Source organism: Bifidobacterium criceti, assembly GCF_002286935.1.
Taxonomy (GTDB): Bacteria; Actinomycetota; Actinomycetes; order Actinomycetales; family Bifidobacteriaceae; genus Bifidobacterium; species Bifidobacterium criceti.
Map to the genome: position 1 here is coordinate 339091 of NZ_MVOH01000006.1, position 17011 is coordinate 356101.

16 protein-coding genes and 1 tRNA gene are annotated in these 17011 nt (G+C 64.1%); 3 read left to right on the top strand and 14 right to left on the bottom strand.

What is annotated here, in order from left to right; all coding sequences use genetic code 11:
• The first annotated feature begins 56 nt into the window (after positions 1 to 56).
• Positions 57 to 1505 (top strand): DNA repair protein RadA, encoded by a 1449-nt coding sequence (radA, locus tag B1526_RS03130; protein ID WP_095614625.1) that lies wholly within the window; start codon positions 57 to 59, stop codon positions 1503 to 1505.
• A 13-nt stretch (positions 1506 to 1518) separates the two neighbouring features.
• Here the strand turns inward: radA and ribF are convergent, their stop codons facing one another.
• The 5 genes from ribF to nusA form a co-directional block, all read right to left on the bottom strand.
• Positions 1519 to 2766 (bottom strand): bifunctional riboflavin kinase/FMN adenylyltransferase, encoded by a 1248-nt coding sequence (ribF, locus tag B1526_RS03135; RefSeq protein WP_095614626.1) that lies wholly within the window; start codon positions 2764 to 2766, stop codon positions 1519 to 1521.
• A 49-nt stretch (positions 2767 to 2815) separates the two neighbouring features.
• Positions 2816 to 3826: a tRNA pseudouridine(55) synthase TruB gene (gene truB / locus B1526_RS03140; RefSeq protein ID WP_235607003.1), complete on the bottom strand. Its 1011-nt coding sequence runs from the start codon at positions 3824 to 3826 to the stop codon at positions 2816 to 2818.
• 6 nt (positions 3827 to 3832) lie between these two features.
• Positions 3833 to 4510, bottom strand: coding sequence for a 30S ribosome-binding factor RbfA (rbfA, locus tag B1526_RS03145; protein WP_095614627.1), 678 nt, complete (start codon positions 4508 to 4510; stop codon positions 3833 to 3835).
• 176 nt (positions 4511 to 4686) lie between these two features.
• A complete protein-coding gene (gene infB, locus B1526_RS03150; protein ID WP_095614628.1) occupies positions 4687 to 7488 on the bottom strand; it encodes a translation initiation factor IF-2 in 2802 nt (933 codons plus the stop codon).
• Between the two features lie 207 nt (positions 7489 to 7695).
• Positions 7696 to 8778, bottom strand: coding sequence for a transcription termination factor NusA (gene nusA / locus B1526_RS03155; protein ID WP_095614629.1), 1083 nt, complete (start codon positions 8776 to 8778; stop codon positions 7696 to 7698).
• A gap of 73 nt (positions 8779 to 8851) precedes the next feature.
• Here nusA and B1526_RS03160 point away from each other — a divergent pair, with 73 nt between their 5' ends.
• Together B1526_RS03160 and B1526_RS03165 are read left to right on the top strand one after the other, a co-directional pair.
• Positions 8852 to 9751 (top strand): hypothetical protein, encoded by a 900-nt coding sequence (locus tag B1526_RS03160; protein ID WP_095614630.1) that lies wholly within the window; start codon positions 8852 to 8854, stop codon positions 9749 to 9751.
• A gap of 188 nt (positions 9752 to 9939) precedes the next feature.
• Positions 9940 to 10028 (top strand) — tRNA-Ser (locus B1526_RS03165).
• A gap of 143 nt (positions 10029 to 10171) precedes the next feature.
• On the opposite strand, the gene B1526_RS03170 is transcribed toward B1526_RS03165, so the two are convergent.
• The 9 genes from B1526_RS03170 to secY form a co-directional block, all read right to left on the bottom strand.
• Positions 10172 to 11026, bottom strand: a complete 855-nt coding sequence (locus B1526_RS03170; protein WP_407640988.1) for a tRNA pseudouridine synthase A — start codon at positions 11024 to 11026, stop codon at positions 10172 to 10174.
• A gap of 273 nt (positions 11027 to 11299) precedes the next feature.
• The gene (gene rplQ / locus B1526_RS03175; protein WP_095614631.1) at positions 11300 to 11779 is read right to left on the bottom strand and encodes a 50S ribosomal protein L17; all 480 of its coding nucleotides are present in this window, start codon (positions 11777 to 11779) and stop codon (positions 11300 to 11302) included.
• Positions 11780 to 11869: 90 nt separating this feature from the next.
• Positions 11870 to 12865 carry a DNA-directed RNA polymerase subunit alpha gene (locus B1526_RS03180; protein WP_095614632.1) on the bottom strand — a complete coding sequence of 332 codons (996 nt, stop codon included), beginning with the start codon at positions 12863 to 12865 and terminating at the stop codon, positions 11870 to 11872.
• Between the two features lie 76 nt (positions 12866 to 12941).
• Positions 12942 to 13340: a 30S ribosomal protein S11 gene (gene rpsK / locus B1526_RS03185; RefSeq protein ID WP_024540954.1), complete on the bottom strand. Its 399-nt coding sequence runs from the start codon at positions 13338 to 13340 to the stop codon at positions 12942 to 12944.
• 84 nt (positions 13341 to 13424) lie between these two features.
• On the bottom strand, positions 13425 to 13802 hold the full coding sequence (rpsM, locus tag B1526_RS03190; RefSeq protein WP_024540955.1) for a 30S ribosomal protein S13: 378 nt from the start codon (positions 13800 to 13802) through the stop codon (positions 13425 to 13427).
• Positions 13803 to 13932: 130 nt separating this feature from the next.
• Positions 13933 to 14046, bottom strand: coding sequence for a 50S ribosomal protein L36 (gene rpmJ / locus B1526_RS03195; protein WP_003814578.1), 114 nt, complete (start codon positions 14044 to 14046; stop codon positions 13933 to 13935).
• Between the two features lie 25 nt (positions 14047 to 14071).
• A complete protein-coding gene (infA, locus tag B1526_RS03200) occupies positions 14072 to 14290 on the bottom strand; it encodes a translation initiation factor IF-1 (protein WP_004268611.1) in 219 nt (72 codons plus the stop codon).
• Between the two features lie 265 nt (positions 14291 to 14555).
• Positions 14556 to 15134, bottom strand: a complete 579-nt coding sequence (locus B1526_RS03205; protein ID WP_095614633.1) for an adenylate kinase — start codon at positions 15132 to 15134, stop codon at positions 14556 to 14558.
• 138 nt (positions 15135 to 15272) lie between these two features.
• Entirely contained in the window at positions 15273 to 16604 is a 1332-nt protein-coding gene (gene secY / locus B1526_RS03210; protein ID WP_095614634.1) for a preprotein translocase subunit SecY, read from the bottom strand.
• Between the last annotated feature and the right edge of the window lie 407 nt (positions 16605 to 17011).

A 17011-nucleotide genomic window follows, 5' to 3' on the forward strand; every position in this document is an offset into this window, starting at 1 on the left:
CCACAGGAACCGCGCGCGGTCTTGCACGCGCGCACGAAGACCGCTAGGTTGCTGGTATGGCGAAAAGCAATGTCAGTTATATGTGCACCGAATGCGGCTGGACGGGTGCGAAATGGTTCGGACGGTGCCCCGAATGCGGCCAGTGGGGCACAATCGAGGAGTTCCACGAAGCGCGGCCGAGTGCGTCGGCGCAGCGTACGGCCGCGCCCGGGCGCACATCGCGCACGGTGCCGACGGTCGTCGCCGCGAGCGCCGCCCAACCGATCACCGAAGTGGACACGGCGTCGGTCTCGCGTGTGACGACGGGATTCGGCGAATTCGACCGCGTCCTCGGCGGCGGCATCGTGCCCGGCTCCGTCGTGCTCATCGCGGGCGAACCAGGCATCGGCAAATCGACGTTGCTCCTCGAAACCGCAGGCAACATCGCACGCGACACCCCATCGGGCACCGTCCTGTACATCTCCGGTGAGGAGTCGCAGGCGCAGGTGCGGTTGCGCGCGTCACGCATCCACGCGGTCGAGGGGAACCTGCTGCTCGCGTCGACGACCGACCTCGCGACGGCGCTCGGCCTCATCGAACAGCACAAACCGGCGCTCGCGATCGTCGATTCGGCGCAGACGATCGTCTCGCAGGACGTCGATGGCATCTCGGGAGGCTCGACGCAGGTGCGTGAGGTCGCGAGCGCGCTCATCGACACGGCGAAGACGCTTGACGTGCCCGTGCTGCTCGTCGGCCATGTCACGAAGGACGGTTCGATCGCCGGTCCGCGCACGCTTGAGCATCTCGTCGACGTCGTCTGCCAGTTCGAAGGCGAACCGCAGACGGCGCTGCGGCTGCTGCGCGCCGTGAAGAACCGCTTCGGACCGACCGACGAGGTCGGCTGTTTTGATATGAGTGGTGTCGGCATCGAGGAGGTCGCCGATCCGGCCGGACTGTTCCTTTCGTCGGGTGAGACGGCCGTCGACGGCACGTGTGTCACGTTCACGCTCGACGGACACCGGTCGCTCCCGGTGGAAGTGCAGGCGCTTGTGACGAATTCGGTCCTGCCGACGCCGCGTCGCGCCGTCAATGGCGTCGACGCGAACCGTATCGCGATGCTCGTCGCCGTCCTCTACCGCCACGGTGGCCTCGCATTGCTCAACCAGGACCTGTATATCTCGACGATCGCGGGCGGTGTCGCAAAGGAGCCGAGCTGTGACCTCGCGATCGTCGCCGCGCTTGCGAGCGCCGCGACGAACACGCCTATCGCGCGTTCGACGTGCGCGATCGGTGAGATTTCGCTCACGGGGCAGGTGCGGCCGGTGCCGCGCCTCGAACACCGTCTGCGTGAGGCGGCGCGCCTTGGGTTCACGACGGCTGTTGTGCCGCCGTTGCGCGCGCCGCTTACGATTCCGGGGTTGCGTATCGTCGAGGTGCGTTCGCTGCGTGACGCGCTCGACGCGCTCACGTTGACGAAACGTGGCTCGGGGCGTTCACGCGCACAGAACGCCGACGTGGCTGAGTGACGCCGGTCGGGGCTCATTCCCCGACGATGGTGAGGGTCTCGTCGGCGTTGCGTGTGAGTTCGTCGACGAGTTCCTGTGCCGAATCGAATTTGATCTGCGGGCGCAGGAAGCGTGCGAATTCGACGCGCACACGGTGCCCGTACAGTTCGAGCCAGCCGTCGGTGATCGCGTACGCTTCGAGCACGCGTTCGTCACGTCCGGTCTGCTCGTTGAACGTCGGTTTCGTGCCGATTGAGATCGCCGCCGGCCAACGGTATGGGGAATGCGCGGCGAGTCTGCTTTCGACGCCGCCCGACGTGTAGGGTTGCGAGATCGATTCGACACCGCCGTCCTGTTCGTCGCCGAACGGGCGTTGCGATTGCTCGTATGCCTCATCGCCGCCGAGGTCGATGAGCCAGCCCGCGTAGACGCCGTCAACGGGCAGATAGCCGTCGATGGGTTCTTCGACGTTCGCGGTCGGGAACCCGATCGTCCGTCCGCGTTCCTCGCCATGGACGACGGTGCCTTCGACACCGTGCATGTGCCCGAGGATGCGGTTCGCGTCGCCAATGCGTCCTTGGCTCAGCAGCCAGCGTATGTTCGTCGAGCTCAGTTCGCGCACTTCGCGTGCGTTCGTGCGTTTGCTCCACGCGCGCCGCTGCGCCTTGTTCATCGCCGCAAGCGGGTCGACGGGTTCGCCCGCGTGTTGCGGCGCCGTCGGCGAATATGTGGCGGGCACGCGCGTCATGCCGCCGTTGTCGTCGACGACGTCGAGTTCGAACATGCCCGTCGCCTGCGCGAGGCGGTCGATGTGCGCGATGTCGCCTTCACGGTTCGCGCCCATGCGCGCGTCGGCGCCGAGCACGAGCGTGCGCATGCCGAGCTTGCCGACGAGCTGTCCGAGGAAGAACCGGTAGGATTTCGCCGCGAACGCGAGGTCGTAGTGCACGATGAGCACGTAGTCGACGCCGAGCTCGTCCATCATGCGCAATCGTTCGTCGGCGCCGGTGAGCGCCTGCGCGTCATGCAGGCCTTCAGGCACGGCGATGCCCGCGTGGGTCTTCGCATACGTGTGCACGAACGCGGGCCGTGGGTCGAACATGATGACGACGGCGAAGCAGTCCTGCGCGCGTGCGAGTTCGACGGTCCGTCCGATGACGGCTTGGTGGCCGCGGTGCACGCCGTCGAACACGCCGACCGTGACGACCGATTTCCTTGATGTGCTCAATGTCGGCCATGCGACGGTGCCGCCTTCGTCAGGCTCGAGCCGGATGATGTTCATGTTCACTCCTCATTGGTTGTCCACCACATATGTGCCGTGACACGCGTCCTCATGCATCGTGTTCCGCGGGGAACACGACCGTCGGTTTGATCGTCGTCGCGTCCGCCTGTTCGACGATGGCGACGACGTCCGCATCGTCCTCGACGATCGCCGCCGTCCTGCCGTCGACGTGTCCGGGGATCCGCCGTCCGTACCGCAAATCGCGCGCGTCGGCTGCGCTCACGGCGATCGTCGGCATCGCCTCGCGCACCGCGTCGGCCATCTCGATGAGATGCGCGGGCATGTCCTCGGATGAGACGTCGAGCACGGCGCGGTTGCGCGTCACCTGTTCGCCTTCGCGGTTCGCGAACTCACGCGTTTCGACGTGCGCGGTCACGACGCGCGCGTCGTCGGCGCGAACATCACCGACCGCGAGCCTGCGCAACCGTGTCAGATGCGCGCCGCAGCCGAACCGCTCGCCGAGGTCGCGTGCGATCGCGCGGATGTAGGTACCGGCCGAACAGGTCACGACGATGTCGACGTCGCGTACGTGTGTGCCGTCTTCAGCGGTCACGTCGCGCGCGTCGAGCACATCGAAACGGCTGATCGTCACTTCGCGCGCGTCGAGCGTGACGTCCTCGCCCGCGCGTGCGAGGTCGTACGCGCGTTTGCCGTGCACTTTGATCGCCGAATACGCGTTCGGCACCTGCATGACCGTACCGTGGAACTCGCGTGAAACAACATCGCGGACGTTGTCGATATCCGGAAGCGCGGCCGCCGCACGACCGGAACTGACGAATGCGCCATCGGCGTCGTCGGTCGTCGTACGCTGCCCGAAACGCACCGTCGCCGCATAGGTCTTCGTATGGTCGACGATGACGTTGAGCAGACGCGTCGCATGGCCGACGCCGACGACGAGCACACCCGTCGCCATCGGGTCGAGCGTGCCCGCATGCCCGACGCGCCGCATATGCACGGCCGCGCGCACGGCGCCGACGATGTCATGGCTCGTCACACCCTGCGGTTTGTCGACGATGAACAGTCCGTTGAGCGGCTGCACGCCGCAATTGCCCGCACCCACGCGCACTCAGTCCTGCGTTTCGACGACCGTCGACGCGGCGCGCACGTCGGCGTGCTCCTGCGCGGCATCGGACGGCACATCGTCCTCGTCGTCGTCGAAGTCCTCAAGTTCCTCGACCTCGACGACGTCACCGTTGTATTCGGTGTAGTCGTCCTTGTCCTCATGCTCCTCGTCGTCGAGCTCACGTTCGGTTTCGTCGGTATCGGGACCACTGGGCGCGTCGAGGTCCTCCTCCTCGATATCGTCGTCTTCATCGTTGTGTCTGTACGGATCTGCTTCGCCCGCGTACTGCGCGTTCGCGCGCATTTTCGCGAGCTCCTCGTCTCGTTTGCGCGCGGTGACGAGGATGTCCTCGATCTCGTGCGCCTCGCCGGGCACTTCGTCGAAGACGAACTCGAGCTGCGGCGTGAGCCTCAGGCCGGCCTTCGCGCCGACGAGCGAACGCAGACGCCCTTTCGCCTGGTTGAGCGCGGTGCGCGCGCGTTTGCGTTCGCCTTCGTCGTTGCCGGTATGCGAAAGCGTCGTCCAATAGATCTTCGCGTTCTGCAGGTCGTTCGTGACATGGACGTCGGTGATCGTCACGTTCTTGAGTCGTTTGTCGTGCAACGTCGATTCCATGTTCGACGCGATGACGCGCTGGATGAGCGCCGCGATGCGCGCGGCGCGCGGATTCGTTGACTGCATGGGTGTTCCTTAGGTTGAAATTGGCATGTGCGGGGGCGGTGTCCTCTACCGCAACAGCGTACCCGAAACATCGCGCGTGTGCGCGGTGCTCGCGCGGCGCGCAATGCAAACGCCCACAGCCGAAGGCCATGGGCGTTTGCATACACGTCGCGCATTCGTCGTGCGCGCGTCGTGCGTTACTTGCGTTCGATTTCGCGCATCTCGAAGGTCTCGATGATGTCGCCGATCTCGATGTCGTTGAACGAACCGAGGTTGATGCCGGCTTCGTAGCCTTCCGTGACCGACTTGACGTCGTCCTTGAAGCGACGCAGCGAGCTGATCTCGAGGTCGTTGACGGTCGCGACGCCGTCGCGCAGGATGCGTGCCTTCGTGCCGCGCTTGACTTCGCCGTCGAGGACCATGACGCCCGCGATGTTGCCGAACTTCGACGAACGGAAGATCTCGCGGATCTCCGAATGCGAGGTCGTGACCTCTTCGTATTCCGGCTTGAGCATGCCCTTGAGCGACGCCTCGATGTCCTCGATCGCCTTGTAGATGACCGAGTAGTACTTGATCTCGACGCCTTCGCGTTCGGCGAGGTCCGCGACCTGACGGTTCGGGCGCACATTGAAGCCGATGATGACGGCCTTGTCGACGCTCGCGAGGTTGACGTCGTTCTGCGTGATCGCGCCGACACCGCGGTGGATGACCTGGATGCCGACCTCGTCGGAGACCTCGATCTTCATGAGCGAATCCTCAAGCGCCTCGACGGAGCCGGACGAATCGCCCTTGATGACGATGTTGAGCATGTCGATCTCGGATTCGGCGAGCTTCTTCTTGAAGTCCTCGAGCGAGACGACCTTGCGGCGCTTCGCGAGCTGTGCGGCGCGTTCCGTCGCCTGCCGCTTCTCGGCGATCTGGCGTGCGGCGCGGTCGTCGGGTGCGACGAGGAACAGGTCGCCCGCCGTCGGGACCGACGTCAGGCCGAGCACCTGGACCGGCGTCGACGGGCCTGCGGCTTCCATGTTCTTGCCGTTCTCGTCGAGCATCGCACGGACGCGGCCGTAGGATGTGCCCGCGACGATCGAATCGCCGATGTGGAGCGTGCCGGACTGCACAAGGACGGTCGCGACGGCGCCGCGGCCCTTGTCGAGTCGAGCTTCGACGGTCGCGCCACGCGCGTCCATGTCCGGGTTCGCGCGCAGGTCGAGTTCCGCGTCGGCCGTGAGCAGGACGGCTTCGAGCAGCTTGTCGACGTTCGTGCCCTGCTTCGCGGAGATGTCGACGAACATCGTGTTGCCGCCGTATTCCTCCGGGATGAGACCGAATTCGGTGAGCTGGCCGCGCACCTTCTCCGGGTTCGCGCCTTCGACGTCGATCTTGTTGACGGCGACGACGATCGGCACATGCGCCGACTGGGCGTGGTTGATCGCCTCGACGGTCTGCGGCATGACGCCGTCATCGGCGGCGACGACGAGGATCGCGACGTCGGTGAGTTCGGCGCCGCGCGCACGCATCGCCGTGAACGCCTCGTGGCCCGGGGTGTCGAGGAACGTGATCTTGCGTTCCTCACCGTCGAGGTCGACGGTCACCTGGTAGGCGCCGATGCGCTGCGTGATGCCGCCCGCCTCGCGCGACACGACGTTCGTGCGGCGGATCGTGTCGAGCAGGCGCGTCTTGCCGTGGTCGACGTGGCCCATGACGGTCACGACCGGCGGACGCGGCTTCAAATCCTCGTCCTCCTGGAGCTCCTCGGATTCGAGGTCGATGTCGAACTGCTGGAGCAGCTCCTTGTCCTCTTCCTCCGCGGAGACGATCTTGATGTTCCAGCCGATCTCCTCACCGAGGATCTGGAACGTCGCCTCGTCGAGCGACTGTGTGGCCGTCGCCATCTCACCGAGGTGGAAGAGCACGGTCACGAGCGCCGCCGGGTTGACGTTGATCTTCTCCGCGAGGTCGGCGAGCGATGCGCCCTGACGCAGACGGATCGTCTGTCCGTTGCCCTTCGGGATGCGCACACCGCCGATGACCGGTGCTTTCAGCTCTTCGTACTCATGGCGCTTCGCAAGACGGTTCTTGCGCGCCTTCGACGACTTGCCGCCCTGACGGCCGAACGCGCCCGCGGCGCCGCCGCGGCCACGGCCGCCGCCACGCGACGGCCCATTGCTCGGACCATTGTTCTGGAAGCCGCCGCCGTTGCCGCCGAAGCGGTTGCCGCCCGGACGTGCGCCGCCGCTGCCGCCGGAACCCTGTCCCTGACGGTGCTGGCCCCACTGGCCCGGGCGTGCGCCGTTGCCCTGGCCGGGACGGCCACGGAAGCCGCCACGCTGGCCGGGACGCCCGCCACGACGGTTCTCGTTGTTGTTGACGGTCGGACGCGCCATCGGATGCGGACGCGGGATGTCGCTCGGCGTCGGCGTGTGCATGCCCTGCTTGCGGCTGAACGGGTTGTTGCCCGGACGCGGCGTATGCTGCTGCGCGCCGGCGTTGCCCTTCGCGCCCCCCTGCTGGCCCGGGCGCGGCGTGCGCGGACCCGGCGTTGGTGCGGACGGCTTCGCGGCGCCCTGTCCCGGCTTCGCGTTCACGCGCGGCTGCGCCGAACGCGGGTTACGCGACTCACGCGTCTCACGTTCCTCGTTCCTGCGGCCGCCGTTGCGTGCGCCCGGCTTCGCGTTCGTGCGCGGGCCAGCAGGCTTCGGCGCGGCCGGCTTCGCGGCCTCGGCGGACGCGGGCGTCGCCGCAGGCGCCGGCTTGGCGCCCGGCTTCGGCGCGGCATGCCTCTTCGCGCCCGGCTTCGGCGCTGCCGGCTTCTTCGCGGTGGCGTCCTGGGAGGTGTCCCCCGCCTTCGGGAATGCGGCCTTGAGACGGCGCACGACCGGCGCCTCCACGGTCGATGAGGCGGATTTGACGAATTCGCCCATGTCCTTGAGCTTCTCAAGGACGGTCTTGCTGTCTACGCCAAGTTCCTTGGCGAGCTCATATACGCGTGCTTTCGGCACTCAATTTCTCCTATTCCTCAGCCGCGCGTATGCAAGCGCAGCTGTTATCTTCTCACGGCGAGCTTTCGGTTTCTCATCGTGCAACCATGGTTGTTCACCCTCGTTCTTGACCTGGGCACCGCGCGTCGCGCGCGATGTACAGTTTTCGTGCCCAGCTTACTCCCGCCGTTGGATACGGCAGACGGGAGTAAGCGGGCGACGAACGGCTCAGTCCTGCGCGGTTTCCGTGCCGTCGGCGTCCTTCGCCTGCTCGCCCTGTTCGCGGACGAGCTGCTCGGCCTTGCGCTTCGCGTACGCCTCCTCGGATTCGATGCCGATCTTCCATCCGGTGAGCTTCGCGGCAAGGCGCGCGTTCTGCCCTTCCTTGCCAATCGCGAGCGACAGCTGGTCCTCGGGGATGAACGCGATCGCCGTCATGTTCTTCTCGCTCACGACATGCACGCCCGAGACGTTCGCCGGCGAAAGCGCGGCAGCGATGAACTTCGCCGGATCGCTCGACCAGTCGACGATGTCGATCTTCTCCGAACCGAGGTTCTCCATGACGGCGCGCACACGCGAGCCGCTGGGGCCGATGAGCGCGCCCTTCGGGTTGACGCCACGCGTGTTCGCGCGAACGGCGACCTTCGTGCGGGCGCCGGCCTCACGTGCGATCGCCATGATCGAGACGGCGCCCGAGACGAGTTCCGGGACCTCGCGTTCGAACAGCTTGCGCACAAGTTCGGGATGCGAACGCGACACGATGATCTCCGGCCCCTTGAGGCCACGCGACACATTGACGACGTAGACGCGGATGCGCTCACCGTGGCGGTGGCGTTCACCCGGCACCTGCTCACGGCGTGGCAGAATCGCCTCGACATCGCCGACGGCGACATGCACGTTCTCGGTGTCCTTCACATCCTGCTGGACGACGCCGGTGATGAGCTTGCCCTTCTGCCCCGAGAAGGCGCCGAAGACCTTGTCGTCCTCCGCCTTGCGGAACAGCTGGGAGATCACCTGACGCGCCGTCGATGCGGCGAGACGGCCGAAGTCCTTCGGCGTATCGTCGTATTCGTCGCCGAGCTTCGGCGCCGGATGCGGATCGTCTTCGGTGGGTTCCTGGGCGATTTCGTCACGGGCCCAGATCGTGAAGCTGCCCGCACGCGGATCGAGTTCGACCCGGGCGTGCTTGGCGGCGTGCGGAGTCTTAAGATAGGCAAGACGCAGTGCCTCGGAGAGCGCCTCGTCAACGGTTTCGGCATCGATGTCCTGCTCGCGTGCGAGCTGATGAATTCCGTTCAGGTCCAGTTCCATATGCAGACCTCCTATGAAGTTATGTACGAGCGCTATGCCCTATGGTCACAGTCCATCATTATCGTAGTGTCCCATGCAGACACCTTCGGCATTCCTCCACCACCCCACACGCCTCGCAACTGCGGCGCTCGCACTCATGCTCGCAGTCCTTCCGACGGCATGTACGACACCGCGTGTCGAAGGTCGGGCCGAATCCGAACACAGCGCCGACGTCTGCGCCACACTCAACACGAGGGCGAAGGCCATATCGGCGCGCGCGGACGCCGACGGCACACCAACGCTCGTCCGGTACACGGCGTCCGACGAAGCGTCGCATGCATGGCTCGACGTCGCGATCCAATGCCCCACGCACTTCGCCGAAGGCACACTGCGCAGCGCACAGGCACAATATGACGCGCGCAATCTCGCACGCTCACTCGGCATCGGTTACGAACCGCTCACCGTGACACGTCTCGACGACGTCGACACACTCACCATAGGCGGCGACACACTCGCACGGATCGCGCTCGCCGAGGACCGCGCGGGATTCGCGACGGAAGTGCTCGCGGGACGGTTCACCGATGGCGTAGCCGACGACGCGCGCACCGCGGCGCTCACCGCGGACGGCGACCTCCTCGCGATGAGCAACGACCACAAAGAGACCGCGTCACGCCTCATGTATCTCTCGAACGGCGCGAAGGACCTGCGGCGCAAAGTGTACGCGACCGAGGAACTGACGAAGGACAGCGCAACCGCGATCGATCCGGCGACCGGATTGCGCGCGAACACCGTCGCCGTCCTCGAAATCGATTGCGTCCGAGACGAGCTCACGGCATTCGACGAGAGCGCACACATCGACGACGCGACGAGGAACGACGAGGAACGCGCGCAGATGGACGCCGCACTTCTGCAACTGTCGATGCTCATCGCGACACACGCATACACGGCGTTCGCGCTCGGCTACCCCTCGACCGACGCCGCCCTCTTCAGCTGAGACGTACCCTTCAGCAGGCGCATCCTCTTCGGCACTCCCCCCATCGCGCATCCATTCCTGCACAATGCACCGCAGGACGGTACGCTTACGAAGCAGCCAGCGTACCGTCGTATGGACGACGACATGCCGATGATTTGACGTGGCGTGAGGGTGTGGCATAATGAACAAGTTGCTTGATTGCGACGAATGGATGAGTGTCCGAGCGGTCTAAGGAGCACGCCTCGAAAGCGTGTGAGGGCAACCCCCTCCGCGAGTTCGAATCTCGCCTCATCCGCCACTAGGGTTTCCGGCTTCGGCTGGAAACCCTTTTTGCTGTTCTCCGCAGACCATAGCTGCCAAACGGGACGGAAACAGCCCCGATTGCGGGTGGGAACGTAGACGGCGGCTACGAATCGGGACACAACGGCGGCGCCGACGCGGCTACGCCTCCGGCAGCGTGCGGCGCGCGCGGATCCGCTCGGCGCGTGCGGCGAGCTCGTCGTCGGCAGGGTACGCGATGTGTTCGAGCGTGAGCCCTTGGGGCGCGATCGGCCCCGTCGAACCTTCGCGCAACGGCACCGACATCTTGCGCGCGAACCAGTCGATATCGCGTTTGCCGATGCCCACCTGTACGCACGCCCCTACAAGCGAACGCACCATATTGCGCGCGAACGCATCGGCGACGATCGTGAAGCACAACAGCCCCGATTCGACGGCCGGCGTCGCATACCACTCCCCCGCGGCAACGTCCGCACCCGAACCGTCCGCACCTTCAGCAGCCGCGGCGCGCGCAGTGGCGGCATCCGCACCCTCTGCGAACAGCGGACGCGTCGGCACACGCCGCCAATGCGCGCGTTTGACGTCGCGTATCGTCGTCCCTCCCGGATTCGCGATCGCGAACGAACCAAAATCATGCAATCCCAACGTGAGCGCGGCGGCTTCGTTCATGCGCGCGACGTCGAGTTCGCGGTCGGTGCGCCATACGAAGTCCTTGAGCCGCGGATCCCACGGTGTGCGCGCGTCGCACACACGGTACACATACGTACGTTCGAGCGCGGAGAAGCGCGCGTCGAACCCGTCGGGTGCGACGCTCACGTCGTGGATGGCGATGTCGTCGGGCATCATCCGCGACAGCCGCGTCGCGAACGCGGACACCGGACCGAGTCTCATATGTCCGACGCACCGCGCGAGCGCGTCGTCGGGAACGTCGAGATGGCATACCTGATGCGACGCGTGCACGCCCGCATCGGTGCGTCCGGCGACGGTGAGACGGTACACCGTGCTGTCTTCGGATATGCCATCATCGGATGTGCCATCCCCACATGTGCCGCGATGCGCGCCAAGTATCCGATTGATTGCGTTCTCGATCGTCCCCTGCACCGTCCTGCCCTTGGGTTGCACGGCCCATCCGTGGAATCCGGAGCCGTTGTATGCCAGATCGATTCGTAAGCGCGTCACATGACGAGCTTAGCAAACGCGAGCGCACCGTCGGGCGCGGCGCATGCGGACATGAACGAAAAAAGGGCCAGCACCTTGGGGTGCTGACCCTTGGAGGTCATACGACCGGACTCACTCGGCGTTCTCGGCCTCGTTCGTCTCGGTCTCGGCCGGAGCCTCAACCGGAGCCTCTTCGTTCGCTGCGACCTTCGTCGCGGCCTCTGCTTCCTTGACGACGGCCTTCTTCGGGCTCACCGGTTCGGTGACGAGCTCGATGATTGCGGCCGGAGCGGCGTCGCCCCTGCGTGGGGCGATCTTGACGATACGCGTGTAACCGCCTTCGCGCTGTTCCATCTGTTCGGCGATCTCGGTGAACAGCTTGTGCACGACGGACTTGTTACGGATGACGCGCATCACGCGACGGCGCGAGTGGAGGTCGCCGCGCTTCGCGAACGTGATGAGGCGTTCCGCGAGCGGGCGAAGACGCTTGGCCTTCGGCAGCGTCGTCGTGATACGGCCGTGCTCGAACAGGCTTGTGGCCATGTTCGCGAGCATGAGGCGCTCGTGTGCCGGGCTGGAAGCCAGACGTGGGCCCTTCTTAGGTGTAGGCATGGTTTCTCCTTGATTGCCCCGCCGGGCTCAGGTGGGCATCTGCCCGAACATCCGAACCCGGCGAAGCGGTGTTGTGTCAAGAGCGGCCGCTCACTCGTCTTCCGGTGAGAAGAACGTGGCGCTCTCGAGGTTGTTGGTGTCGAAGCCGAGCGGCGACGTCTTGAGCGACAGTCCGAGGGACTGCAGTTTTTCCTTGACTTCGTCGATGGACTTCTGACCGAAATTACGGATGTCGAGCAGATCCTGCTCCGTGTGGTTGACCAGTTCGCCGACCGTGTGGATGCCTTCACGCTTGAGGCAGTTGTAGCTGCGCTGCGTGAGGTTGAGGTTCTCGATCGGGACGGTCATCTCCGGATCGTCCTCCTCCACGACGGGAGCAGGTCCGACCTCAACGCCCTCGGCCTGGGTGTTGAGCTCACGGCACAGGCCGAAGAGCTCGACGAGCGTCGAGCCCGCTGATGCGACGGCATCACGCGGGGAAATGGCCGGCTTGGTCTCCACATCCAGAATGAGCCGGTCGAAATCGGTGCGTTGTTCGACGCGCGTCGCCTCGACCTTGTAGCTCACCTTGAGCACTGGGGAATAGATGGAATCGACCGGGATGCGGCCGATCTCATCGCCATCCTGCTTGTTCATCTGCGCGGGGACGTATCCGCGGCCACGCTCGACGGTGAACTCCATTTCGAGTTCGCCATCGTCGGCGAGGGTCGCGATGTGCATCTCCGGATTGGCGATCGTGACGCCGGCCGGAGGGGTGATGTCCCCAGCGGTGGCCTCACCCTTGCCGCTCTTGCGCAGATACATGACAACGGGCTCGTCATATTCGCTCGTGAGCACGATGCCTTTGATGTTGAGCAGGATCTCAGTGACGTCTTCCTCAACTCCCGGCAGAGTCGTGAACTCATGCAGGGCACCGGAAATACGCACCGACGTGACTGCCGCTCCCGGAATCGAGCTCAAGAGGGTACGGCGAAGCGAGTTGCCAAGCGTGTAGCCGAAGCCCGGCTCGAGTGGCTCGATGATGAAACGGGAACGCTGAGGGTTGAGCGATTCCTCGGTAAGTGTCGGACGCTGTGCGATAAGCACTGTGTTATCCTTTCAGCTTTGGCCGATGGTGCACTCATCGGCCTCAAGCGGCTCTATGGATGGTATTGTCTAGTGCTCAGACGTGGCGACGCTTCGGAGGACGCACGCCGTTGAATGCCACAGGCGTCGCGTCGGTGATCGAACCGACTTCGAGGCCAGCGGACTGCAGGGAACGGATCGCGGTCTCACGACCGGAACCCGGGCCCTTGACGAAGACATCGACCTTCTTGACACCGTGCTCCATGGCCTTGCGGGCCGCGGATTCGGCTGCCATGCCGGCGGCGTACGGCGTGGACTTGCGGGAGCCCTTGAAACCGACGTCGCCACCCGACGCCCAGGACACAACCGCGCCGGACGGATCGGTGATCGAGATGATGGTGTTGTTGAACGTTGACTTGATGTGCGCCTGACCGACCGGGATCGACTTGCGATCGCGGCGACGAGTCTTGCGCGCAGCCTGCTTTTGAGCTGCCATTGACCCTCGTTTCCTTGTAACGAACTCTTGGTTTTGTTGGCGCGGCGATGGTGGAAGCCGTGGCCGCGGCCTGGGGCTCACCTATTACTTGGTGGCCTTCTTCTTTCCGGCGACCGTGCGCTTCGGTCCCTTACGGGTACGCGCATTGGTCTTGGTACGCTGTCCGCGGACCGGGAGTCCCTTACGGTGACGCATGCCCTGGTAGCAGTTGATCTGAATCTTACGACGGATATCGGCGTCGATTTCACGACGCAGATCGCCTTCGATCTTGTAGTTGGACTCGAGGTAATCACGCAGCGTGATGAGCTGCTCATCCGTCAGATCCTTGACGCGCGTATCCGGGTTGATACCGGTCGCGGCAAGGGTTTCCTTCGCACGAGTGCGGCCCACACCGAAGATGTAGGTCAGCGCGATCTCGATGCGCTTGTCATTGGGGATGTCGACTCCGGCAAGACGTGCCATTGCGATTCCTTCTGTTTCAACGCAGGTCTTGCACCGAGTCTCCCGGTTTCCCGGCCCGGGCCTGCGTTCCCGGGGTTCAGTCCTTGCGGACTGTGGCTCAGTGTCTGGATTGTTGTGCCGCTAGATCTGCTCAGCCCTGACGCTGCTTGTGACGCGGGTTGGTGCAGATCACCATGACGCGGCCGTGACGACGGATCACGCGGCAGTTCTCGCAGATCCTCTTCACACTTGGGCTAACCTTCATGGTTGTTCCTTACTGTGGTTGTACCTTACTTGTATCGGTACGTAATTCGACCACGATTGAGATCGTATGGGCTCATTTCGAGCACGACGCGGTCCTGCGGCAGGATACGGATGTAGTTCTTGCGCATTTTTCCGGAGATCGTCGCGAGCACGATATGCTTGTTCTCGAGCTCGACGCGGAACATCGCGTTCGGCAATGCCTCGACGACTCGTCCTTCGACTTCAATCACACCGTCTTTTGCCATAATCTCGATTCCATTCGATGATCGACTTACTGCTGTGCCCGAAGACACACCAAATTGCAAGAATACACGAAATCTCAAGATATACAAACATGGCGTGTCGTATTATATGCCGATTCCATCGATGCTTCCCGCTCCCCCTCTATTCCCACCTATTCCCAACACAGGATATGCGGATGCGGATGTCTGGATACGGATACACGACGACGTGTGCACGCGCGCATCGCGCTTACGTGCACACGTCGGTCCATATAGGAGCGCTGCCGGCTCAGTTCGCCTTGACGTTCGCGTCGAGCTTCTCGATGATCGACTGCGAGATCGCTTCGACTTCGCCGACGCCGTCGACGGTGATGAGCAGTCCGCGTTCCTTGTAGATGTCGAGGAGCGGTGCCGTCTCCTTCTCGTACGTCTCAAGGCGCTTCGCGATGACCTCAGGCGTGTCGTCGGAACGTCCCTGCTCCTTCGCGCGCTTCGCCATGCGCTCAAGGAGGACGTCGCGTCCGGCTTCGAGGGCGACGACGGCGTCGAGCGTCTGGCCGAGTTCGGCGAGCATCGCGTCGAGCGCGTCGACCTGCGCCGCGTTGCGCGGATAACCGTCGAGGATCCAGCCGTTCACGGTGTCGTCCATCGCGAGGCGGTCCTTGACGATCGTGTTCGTCAGCTCGTCCGGCACGAGTTCGCCCTTGTCGGTGTAGGAGAGCGCCTCAAGGCCGAGCGGCGTCTTGTTCTTGATGTTGTAGCGGAAGATGTCACCTGTCGAGATCGCCGGGATGTCGTAGTGGGCCGCGAGCAGTGCGGCCTGCGTGCCCTTGCCGACGCCCTGGGGTCCCATGATGAGAAGACGCATGGTGTGGTCCTTTCTTGTGGTCGTTCGTGTCGATTGTCCACGACAAGCGTACCCGAACGCGCGTATGAACGGAGCCACCGTGGCGCGGCCACGGTGGCTCCTTGCGGTGCCGTCACCGGATGGGACCGGCGGACGGCATCACTTGCCTTCGATGTGTTCGTTGTTCTCGAACAGGAATCCGGCGTACTGGTACTGCTCGGTCTGGGCCTTCGCCTGGCGCAGCGTGTCGAGGCCGACGCCCGCGATGATCAGGATCGTCGTACCGCCGAACGGCAGCTGCGTGTTGAGGTTGAGCGCCATGATGAGCACGGTCGGCAGGAGCGCGACGAAGAGCAGGTAGACGGCGCCGACGGTGTTGAGTCGGTTGATGACGTACTTGAGGTAGCGCGACGTCGCGTTGCCCGCGCGGATGCCCGGGATGAAGCCGCCGTACTGCTTCATGTTGTCCGCGGTCTCGTCCGGGTTGAACGTGATCTCGGTGTAGAAGAACGTGAAGAACACGATCATGAGCGCGTACAGCAGGATGTACCACAGCGTCGTCGAATTCGCGAGGTTCGTGTTGATCCACTGGACCCAGCTCGAATCGGACTTGCCGAACTGCGCGATGAGTGTCGGGATCGCGAGGATCGACGAGGCGAAGATCGGCGGGATGACGCCGCTCATGTTGATCTTGAGCGGCAGGTACGTCGACGACCCACCGTACATCTTGCGGCCGATCATGCGGCGCGTGTACTGCACCGGGATGCGGCGCTGCGAAAGCTCGACGTAGTTGACGAACACCATGATGACGAGGAGGACGCCGGTGACGATCGCGAACTTGCCCCAATTGCCGTCGGTGCCGTTCGTGCCGTAGCCGATCTGCCACAGCTGCGGCAGGAAGCCGGAGCAGATGGACAGGAAGATGAGGATCGACATGCCCTGGCCGATGCCCTTCTCGGTGATGAGCTCGGCCATCCACATGATGAGGCCGGTGCCACCCGTCATGACGAGGACCATGACGACGAGCGTCCAGATCGAGCCGTCCGGGATGATGCCCGGGCACTGGTAGTTGAAGAGCGCACCCGATTTCGCGGTCACGACGATCGTCGTCGACTGCAGGATCGCGAGGCCGATCGTCAGGTAACGCGTGTACTGCGTGAGCTTCGCCTCACCCGACTGGCCTTCCTTGTGGAGCGTTTCGAAGCGCGGGATGACGACGCGCAGCAGCTGGATGACGATCGACGCGGTGATGTATGGCATGACACCGAGCGCGAAGATCGAAAGCTGGAGCATCGCGCCGCCGGAGAACAGGTTGACGAGTCCGATGAAGTTCTCGGAGCCGCTGCCGACCGTGCAGTTGCGCACGGCCTGTTCGCTGACGCCCGGGGCCGGGATGAACGCGCCGATGCGGTAGATGATGATCATGCCAAGGACGAAGAAGATCTTCTTCCTCAACTCCTTGGTTCGGAAGGCCTGGATTAATGTCCTCACCTTGAGTTCCCTCCATGTCTAGTACGAACTCGGTCCAGTACGAACGCGTCCGCACACGGTCAAAAAACACACTCTAGAGGAAGAGTCTAGCCCACCGTATCTACCGCTTGCAGCACTGCTACCAAAATCTATAGAATTTCCGCACATTTCGTATACAGAAAACGTTGGCAACGTTTTGTGTCTCCGATGACGGTCGCCGCAGTGACTCGCGGCACTTGGTATGCGGGGATGGGTGGGTGTCGTCCATCGTACACGTGGACGGCGTATGCATCAAACGACGGCATCGTCGGCGCATCAAGCGCGCATATGGATCCATCGTCGGTGTGTGTCGATGACGGGCGGTGCCGTCGCCGCAAAAGTGCGGGTAATGATATGGTCCCCTCTCGCGTTGCGTGAGGGGACCATAT

What these genes read in the sequence shown, in the direction of transcription:
- radA (WP_095614625.1), top strand. Translation starts at nt 57, where the DNA reads ATGGCGAAAAGCAATGTCAGTTATATGTGCACCGAATGCGGCTGGACG.
- ribF (WP_095614626.1), bottom strand. Translation starts at nt 2,766, where the DNA reads ATGAACATCATCCGGCTCGAGCCTGACGAAGGCGGCACCGTCGCATGG.
- rbfA (WP_095614627.1), bottom strand. Translation starts at nt 4,510, where the DNA reads ATGCAGTCAACGAATCCGCGCGCCGCGCGCATCGCGGCGCTCATCCAG.
- nusA (WP_095614629.1), bottom strand. Translation starts at nt 8,778, where the DNA reads ATGGAACTGGACCTGAACGGAATTCATCAGCTCGCACGCGAGCAGGAC.
- B1526_RS03160 (WP_095614630.1), top strand. Translation starts at nt 8,852, where the DNA reads ATGCAGACACCTTCGGCATTCCTCCACCACCCCACACGCCTCGCAACT.
- rplQ (WP_095614631.1), bottom strand. Translation starts at nt 11,779, where the DNA reads ATGCCTACACCTAAGAAGGGCCCACGTCTGGCTTCCAGCCCGGCACAC.
- rpsK (WP_024540954.1), bottom strand. Translation starts at nt 13,340, where the DNA reads ATGGCAGCTCAAAAGCAGGCTGCGCGCAAGACTCGTCGCCGCGATCGC.
- rpsM (WP_024540955.1), bottom strand. Translation starts at nt 13,802, where the DNA reads ATGGCACGTCTTGCCGGAGTCGACATCCCCAATGACAAGCGCATCGAG.
- rpmJ (WP_003814578.1), bottom strand. Translation starts at nt 14,046, where the DNA reads ATGAAGGTTAGCCCAAGTGTGAAGAGGATCTGCGAGAACTGCCGCGTG.
- infA (WP_004268611.1), bottom strand. Translation starts at nt 14,290, where the DNA reads ATGGCAAAAGACGGTGTGATTGAAGTCGAAGGACGAGTCGTCGAGGCA.
- B1526_RS03205 (WP_095614633.1), bottom strand. Translation starts at nt 15,134, where the DNA reads ATGCGTCTTCTCATCATGGGACCCCAGGGCGTCGGCAAGGGCACGCAG.